The sequence below is a fragment of the Pseudomonas sp. PS01299 genome (genome assembly GCF_029960145.1).
GTDB classification, from domain to species: domain Bacteria; phylum Pseudomonadota; class Gammaproteobacteria; order Pseudomonadales; family Pseudomonadaceae; genus Aquipseudomonas; species Aquipseudomonas putida_A.
In genome coordinates, this window is sequence record NZ_JASCPO010000247.1 from 1 (window position 1) to 7,971 (window position 7,971).

A 7,971-nucleotide genomic window follows, 5' to 3' on the forward strand; every position below is an offset into this window, starting at 1 on the left:
GGCTTGCTCGCGAAAGCGGTGTGTCAGTCGACTTCTGTGTTGAATGATCGGCCGCCTTCGCGAGCAAGCCCGCTCCCACAGGTTTCAGTGGTGTTCACTCCATCGTGTATACCCACCGGTACAAAGCCAAAACACCCAGGACATCTTGCCCCTTGAGTCTGCACAAGCCGGTACACCCACCGGTTCTACAGTCCAAGGAGTGAGCCCATGATCGGTAGCGTCAGCAACTACACGAGCTATACCAGCACCAGCAGCACCACCCAGAACGCCCGCAGCCAACAACTGCAAAAGCAACTGTTCGCTAAACTCGACAGCAACGGCGACGGCGCGGTGGACCAGGACGAACTGAAAAGTGCTCTGTCGCAGAAATCCGACGATGGCCTGCTGGTCAACCTGAGCAAGCAATTCGGCGATCTGGACAGCGACGCCAGCGGCAGCCTCAGCGCCGAAGAAATGACCGCGATGGCGCCTCCGCCGCCACCTCAGGATCAAGCACCGAACACCGACCTCGCCGACGCCCTGATCAGCGCCCTCGACGCCGATGGCGACGGCGCCATCAGCAGTGACGAACTGCGCAACGGCCTGACCAGCGCCGGCAGCAGCGCCGACAGCAACCAAATCTTCTCGGCCCTGGACAAGAACAAGGACGGCACCGTCAGCCAGGACGAACTCACCGCCAGCCTCACCCCACCACCTCCGCCCCCGCAACAAGCCTCCAGCGACGAACTGTTCAGCCAACTGGATGCCGATGGTGATGGCAACATCAGCGCTACCGAACTGAGCAGTGCCCTGCAGACCAGCGACAGCACCTCGACGAGTAGCACTGATACCAGCGCTGCATTGCTCAAGGTACTGGACAGCGACAGCAGTGGCGGCGTGAGCAGCGACGAACTGAAAGCGGCGCTACAGGCAGGTCGGGAACGCCCGCCCGAAGAACAGACCGCTAGCACCCAGACCACCAGCGAAGCGCTGAACCGGATGATTGCCAACTTGAGCAAGCAGTACTCGCTGGACAATGCTGCGCCGGTGGGCAAATACCTGAATGTGGCGACTTGAGTTGATGGGGTGATGAGTGATCGTTTCCATGCAGTGGTGTGGGAACGGTCATTTGGGTGTGGCCGTGAGAAGCTGGTTGCCTGATATGCCTCTTCGCGAGCAGGCTCACTCCTACAATTGGATGGAGTGCATTCAGTTGGAGATTGTTCGGCTATAAGGCCGCCTTCGCGAGCAAGCCCGCTCCCACAGTTGGATTGGGGGTGGTCAGTTGGAAATTGGTCGGCTGTCAGGACGCCATCGCCAACAGGCTGGCTCCCACAATTTTTAACTGTATGCACCGCACGCGGCGAAGCCGCCCCACTCAATGGCCGAGTGTCAGCTCGCCGAAAGCTCTTGATCTTGACCTACGGGCGACATCGGAAGGCTGAGTGGAGGGATTGATCCGGGGGTGGGAGCGCAGCGACCGTTTGGCGAAGCCAAACACAGCGAGAGGAGGTGCAGCGAAGCAAACCGTAGGCGCTGCGCCCGGATCAATCCCGGAGCGAAGGGACCCCGAGCCCCAGCGAGCGGGCCGAACGTAGGAGCAAGCGTTTTGGGTTACTTTTTAGGCGTTTGTAAAAAGTGACTCGCCGTAAGGGCGAAACCGCCAGCCGCCACACCCAAACCAACGGATATGCCCACAACCCCAAAAAAGCCAAGGCGCCTAAACCCGAGCCTGACTCTTGCTCCAATCCGTCAACAAACTATAGGCCACCGCCAACAACGTAGGCCCGATAAACAACCCGATAAACCCAAACGCAATCAACCCGCCAAACACCCCAAGCAACACAATCACCAACGGCAGATTCCCCCCGCGGCTGATCAGATAAGGCTTCAACACGTTATCCACGCCACTGATGATGAACGTCCCCCAGATCCCGAGAAACACCGCCATCCCGTATTCACCTTTCCAGGCCAGCCAGGCCGTGGCCGGAATCCACACCAACGGTGGCCCCATCGGAATCAGACTCAACAGAAAGGTCACGATCCCCAGCACCAGCGCCCCCGGAACCCCGGCAATCAGAAAGCCAACCAACGCCAGAACCGCCTGCGCCGCCGCCGTACCGATCACCCCGTTGACCACCCGCTGCACGGTGCCGGCCACCAGCTCGATGTAATACCCGGCACGCTCACCGATCAGGCGCTGCAGCAGACCGTGCACAAACGCCGCCAAGCGCGGCCCGTCGCGATAGAAAAAGAACACAAAGACAATGCTCAGGGTCAGCTCGAGAATCCCGCCGCCGATCTGCGCACTGCGCGCCAGCAACCAGTTACCGACCTGCCCCAGATACGGTTTGATCGACACCATCAGCGCTGCGCCCTGCTGATCAATGCTGTTCCAGATCCCCACCAGCCGCTCGCCCACCAACGGCACGCTGCCGAGCCAGACCGGCGCCTCCGGCAGACCATCGACCTGCACATCCTTGATGAACGCCGTGGCATCGCGCACGTGATCGGCCAGGTTGAACCCGAGCCACACCAGTGGCGCCGCCACCAGCAACATCCAGCCCAAGGTCAAAATAGCTGCGGCAAGTGATTCGCGGCCATTGAGCCAACGGGTCAGCAGACGCATCAGCGGCCAACTGGCGAACGCCAGCACCGCGCCCCAGAACAGCGCCGACCAGAACGGCGCCATCACCCACAGGCTGGCACCGAACAGCACCAGCAGGAGGATTTGCACCAACAGCCGATCGTTATTGAGCATGTACAGTCTCGAAGAAGTCAGTCGGTCAAAGAGTAGGCGAACACGCCGCGCGTGCACGCCCGATGCAGCTTACCGCAACAGATCGATGCGCAGGCCAGAGCCGTCGGCGCTCCCCGCCTCCATCCGTGCCGCCCGTACCCCCTGACCGATCAGCGCCTGACGCCAGGCCTCGGCCTTGGGTCCGGCAATCGTCACGCGTTGGGTGGTGTCGAGGTTCAAGCCACGGGAAATCAGTCGTAACCAGGTGTCATCCGGATCGCCGGTCAGCTTGGGGAAGTCCAGTTCACCGGTACTTTTGAGCTGTCGCAACAGCGTGGCCGAGGTCGGCAGCAACACGCCCAGCGGCGCGCCCGCTTCGAACTGTTCGACATGCAGGTAGGCTTTGCGATTGCCGCGGGTGATGCTGTAGAGCGCGACCAGGGTGTTGTCTTTCGGTGCGGCCAGACGCAACAGCAGATAGGCCTGTTGCTCATCGGCACCGTACAGCTTGGAGTTGCCGAACACTTCATTGGCCCACAGGCTGCTTTCGCCACAATCACGGGCCTGGCACCAGAACAGCAACTCGGCGTCCTGCTTTTGCAGGGCTTCGCGGGCGACGGTGAAGGCTTCGGTGGCGGAATGCTCAGGCGGCAACTCGTAGGTGACCGAAGTGGTCTGGCCGCGCGCCGTGACCTGGCCGTCAAAGCGCAACTGGCCGCTGATCTTGCGGATCGAGCCCAGCGGATAGATCCGCTCAAGCTCCACAGGAGGGCGATAGTCAACGATCTGCGCATCGGCCAGACGCGGCACGATCTGCAAATCCTGGCTGCCGGGCACGTCGGCGGCGAACGAAACGGAACTGAAACAGCACAGCGCCAACAGACTGAGTGACCGCATAGTCAGGCTCATCGGATCGGCATGGCTTGGCGGGTCAGGGGCGCAGCGGTATAGAAATCCATCGTGTTTGTCTCCCATTTCAACCCGCCCAGCCTCGACAGTTGCCCGGTGCAAGTCAAGGAATGGCGAAGAAGCGATTGAAACAGTCTGCGACAAGGTCGGCACCGGACTCATCGTTCAGGTGCAAATGATGCCCGCCCGCCAGCTGTTCCTGGCTAAAGGGTAGCCGCTCCAGCAACTCCGGATGTTTGGCCAGCATGCCGTCGGCGGCGACCACCAGTTGCGCCGGGCAGTTGATGCGCTGGACGAAAGCCATCGCCTGCTCTTGAGTCAGGCGCAGCGGTGACGGCAGGGTCAGGCGATTGTCGGTGCGCCAGGTATAACCGCCGGGCACCGGCATCAGACCGCGTTGCGCCAACAGTTCGGCGGCTTCGCGACTGACCGCCACCAAGCCCTTCATCCGTGCTTCGATAGCGCGGTCGAGGGTGTTGTAGACCGGCTTGCGCTTTTCGCGCAGATCCAGTTGCGCCTGCAGGGCCATGCCCATGCGCTCGGCAGCATTTTCGCCTTTGTCCGTAGGAGGAATCACCCCGTCGATCAATGCCAGATGAGTGATGCGCTCTGGCAACGAGCCGGCCAGCACCAGCGAAACGATCGCGCCCATCGAATGCCCGAGCAGACCGAAGCGTTTCCAGCCCAGTTGCTCGGCGACCTGCAATACGTCATGGGCGTAGTCCCACAGCGCATAACCGGCGCCATTCGGTCGATGCCCGGAATGCCCATGCCCGGCCATGTCCAGGGCGATGATGCGCAAACCTTTGAGCTTGGGTGCCAGGCGCGCAAAGCTGTTGGCGTTGTCGAGCCAGCCATGCAGGGCAATCACCGGCAGACCGTCCTCGGGGCCGAACAAGTGCGCCGCCAGTTCGATATGCGGCAGGCTCAAGCGCACTTCTTCAAAGGTCGGGCTCATGCGCAGTCCTTCTGTTGGCGGCGCTCCCAGCGCGTAAACAGCTCTTTGAGCAGGCGCGCCGTGTCTTGCGGACGTTCCAGCGGAAACATGTGCCCGCCGGGCATGCTCAATGCTTCACCCTGCGGCAGGCGCCCGACGAATCGGCTGTGATGACGCATGACCACGCGGCTCTTGTGGCCACGCACCACGGCCAGCGGCACCTGCAATTGGCGCGTGCGGCCCGGACTGGTGTGCGGCACGCCGCGATAGATACTGATTTCGGTGGCGGGGTCGAAGCGCAGACGCAGCTTGTCGCCGACCGCATGCAGCCCGTGTTGCAGGTAGGCATCGAAACATTCCGGATCGAAACCGCGAAACAGGGTCTTGCCGGCAAAATAGCTGCGCGCCGTGTCGAGATCGGCGAACTCTTCGCGCCGCCCCAACGTACGTCCGGCCGGGGTCAGCCTGTCGATGAAGCCGAAACGCTTGGCCGCGCGGATCACCCACTGGTCGGTGCGAGTCAGCACCGGTGAATCGAGCATGACCACGCCGCGATACAGCTCAGGGCAGCGCAATGCTGCGTGCAAGTGCAACACGCCGCCAAACGAATGGCCGACGCCCCACACCGGTTGATCCTGTTGCTGCAAATGGTGGATCAGTTCGTCGACCAGGTTGTACCAGTTGTCGTCCGCCGGGAAACGCGGGTCATGGGCATGCTGTTCCAGATGCGCGACCCGATACTCGGGCGCCAGCGCCGCGAACAACTTGCCATAGGTGCCCGAGGGAAACCCGTTGGCGTGGGCGAAAAAGATCGGTTGCGACATGCAGGTTTATCCATGAGCGGAAACATGCCGCTGATTGTCCGCAAGACCGCGCCCCGCAGCAATGACCGTAACTGCCAGGAATGATGACAGTCCGGACAGCATGATGGTGTTTCAGGGAGATCGCTTCCCCCTCACCCCAACCCTCTCCCCCAAGGGGGCGAGGGGGAAAGGGAGCTGATCTGCATGAATTTCAAAACCTGAACTCGGCTCGATAGCTCAGGTCGGCGCAACTCGAACATCCAGCCCGATCAGTCCCCTCTCCCTCCGGGAGAGGGTTAGGGTGAGGGCGGCTGCTCGCCCAATGGCACCACCGCCATGGTCAAACGCGACACACAACTGGCCTTGCCTTCATCGCTGGTCAGGCGGATGTCCCAGACATGCGTGGTGCGACCGATGTGAATCGGTTTGGCCACCGCGGTCACCCGCCCGCTGCGCAAACCGCGCAAATGGTTGGCATTGATCTCCAGCCCCACGCAGTAGAACTTGCTGGCATCGATGCACAGATAACTGGCCATCGAACCGACGGTTTCCGCCAGCACCACCGAGGCGCCGCCGTGCAGCAGACCGTAAGGCTGGTGGGTGCGGTGGTCGATGACCATGCTCGCCGTCAGCGATTCCTCGTCGAAGGACTCGAAACGGATATCCAGCACTTCGCCGATGGTGTTTTTCTGGATTGCGTTCAACTGCTCGATGTTCGGAGTGGTGCGCCACAAGCTCATCGCTGGCTTCCTTTGTTGTTTTGGTGGTCACTCAATCCTGCCACAGCACCGCCTCGCTGCGCGCGCTCCATTCTTCAAACCGCGCGCCGTAGGTGTCTTCAATGACGTTGCGCTTGATCTTCAAGGTCGGCGTGAGAAAACCGTTTTCCACCGCCCAGCTGTCCTTGACCACCACCAGCCGGCGCAGGCGCTCGTGTTTGTCGAGCACGGCGTTGACCTCTTCGAGCAGTTTTTCCAGGCTCGAATGCAGACTGGCCCGCCCTTCGTCCTGATTGACCGTCGAGAGCACGCACAAGCCCAGCGGCGCACTCAGGCCATCGCCGACAACACAGACCTGTTCGATCCGCGAGTGCACCGCCAGCCGGTTTTCAATCGGCGCCGGGGCGACGTATTTGCCTTTACTGGTCTTGAAGATTTCCTTGAGCCGGCCGGTCAGACGCAAGCGCCCCTCGGCATCCTGCTCGCCCTTGTCGCCGGTACGCAGGAAGCCGTCCTCGGTGAGGGTCTCGGCGGTTTTCTGCGGCTCCTTGAAATAGCCGAGCATGTTCGCCTGACTGCGCACCTGCACCTCGCCGGACTCGTCGATCCGCACCTCAACCTCCGGGCACGGTTTGCCGATCCAGCCCTGTTTGTATTGGCCCGGCAGGCAGATGTGCGAATAGCCGCAACTCTCGGTCATGCCATAGACCTCCAGCACATCGAGGCCGAGTTTCTGATACCAACTGAGCAAGGTCTGCGGCACCGGTGCCGCGCCGGACAGGGCGACGCGCAAGGCATCAAGACCCAGGCCGGCCAGCACCTTGTGCCCGACCCGCTTGCCAAGGAACGGCAGGCCGAGCAGGAAATCCAGGCGTTTAGCCGGAATCTTGCCGTACACGCCCATCTGGAATTTGGTCCAGATCCGCGGCACGCCGAACATCGCCGTGGGCCGCGCCCGCTGCAGATCGGTGATGAAGGTGTCGAGGCTTTCGGCAAAGAACACGGTTTGCCCGGTGTAGATCGAGGCCAGCTCAACGAACATGCGTTCGGCGACATGGCACAGCGGCAGGTACGACAGCAGCCGGTCTTGCTCGTTAAGCCCGAACAGTTGCGTGCCGCGAGTCGTGGCGAACCCCAGATTGGCAAAACTGTGCATCACGCCTTTGGGCAACCCGGTGGTGCCGGAGGTGTAGATGATGGTTGCCAGTTGCTCGGCAGCAGGACGCGGGTTGTCCTGGATCGGCGAGCTTTTTTGCAGGTCATCCCAACTAAAATCGAACTCGCCGGGCGGGTGCAGCGGCAGGCTGATGGTCGGCAAATCCGCCGGTACACCGACCGACATGCCCGGCCAGTCATCAAGCTTGCCGATGAACGCCAGCACACTTTCCGAATGCGTCAGCACCTGATTCACCGAGTCGGCGGTCAGGTTGGGATACAGCGGCACCGAGACGTGCCCGGCCATCCAGATCGCCAGATCGGCAATGATCCAGTGCGCGCAGTTTTTCGAGATCAGCGCGATGTGGCTGCCCTGCGGTAATTCCCGCGCGCGCAGCCAATGCGCGGCACAACGCGCTTGATGACCGACGTCGGCCCAGGTCAGGGTCTCGACCTGCCCGCCACCGATGGGCTGCACCAGAAAACGCTGGCGCGGGTGCCGGGCCTCACGCTCGTAAAACATATCCAGCGGCAAACGGAAGGCGGCAGACATGCGACTCGCTCCTGTTTTTTGGGTCTGGAGCAAGCGTAGTCAACCAAGCAAGTGCTTGGTTGGAAAATTCAAACAAATAATTTCAACTGAAAATGAGGGCCCTGTGGGAGCGGGCTTGCTCGCGAATGCGGTCTATCAGTGACATTTACAGTGACTGACACAGCGCATTCGCGAGC

General features: G+C 61.5%; 7 protein-coding genes. 1 reads left to right on the top strand and 6 read right to left on the bottom strand.

The genetic code is table 11. The annotated features are described in order from the left end of the window. Positions 1-207: 207 nt before the first annotated feature. The gene (locus tag QMX91_RS26575; protein WP_282413619.1) at positions 208-1,056 is read left to right on the top strand and encodes an EF-hand domain-containing protein; all 849 of its coding nucleotides are present in this window, start codon (positions 208-210) and stop codon (positions 1,054-1,056) included. 643 nt (positions 1,057-1,699) lie between these two features. On the opposite strand, the gene QMX91_RS26580 is transcribed toward QMX91_RS26575, so the two are convergent. From QMX91_RS26580 to QMX91_RS26605, 6 genes are all read right to left on the bottom strand, one after another. Then, on the bottom strand, positions 1,700-2,740 hold the full coding sequence (locus QMX91_RS26580; protein ID WP_027612318.1) for an AI-2E family transporter: 1,041 nt from the start codon (positions 2,738-2,740) through the stop codon (positions 1,700-1,702). A 69-nt stretch (positions 2,741-2,809) separates the two neighbouring features. Further along, positions 2,810-3,616, bottom strand: a complete 807-nt coding sequence (locus QMX91_RS26585) for a DUF4892 domain-containing protein (RefSeq protein ID WP_282413620.1) — start codon at positions 3,614-3,616, stop codon at positions 2,810-2,812. Positions 3,617-3,731: 115 nt separating this feature from the next. Beyond that, positions 3,732-4,586, bottom strand: a complete 855-nt coding sequence (locus QMX91_RS26590) for an alpha/beta hydrolase (RefSeq protein WP_282413621.1) — start codon at positions 4,584-4,586, stop codon at positions 3,732-3,734. Beyond that, a complete protein-coding gene (locus tag QMX91_RS26595; protein ID WP_282413622.1) occupies positions 4,583-5,389 on the bottom strand; it encodes an alpha/beta hydrolase in 807 nt (268 codons plus the stop codon). Before QMX91_RS26595 ends, QMX91_RS26590 begins: the two co-directional genes overlap by 4 nt. 275 nt (positions 5,390-5,664) lie before the next feature. Next, entirely contained in the window at positions 5,665-6,108 is a 444-nt protein-coding gene (locus QMX91_RS26600) for a hotdog fold thioesterase (RefSeq protein WP_134787093.1), read from the bottom strand. Between the two features lie 31 nt (positions 6,109-6,139). Then, entirely contained in the window at positions 6,140-7,795 is a 1,656-nt protein-coding gene (locus tag QMX91_RS26605) for an AMP-binding protein (protein ID WP_134787094.1), read from the bottom strand. Positions 7,796-7,971: the final 176 nt, after the last annotated feature.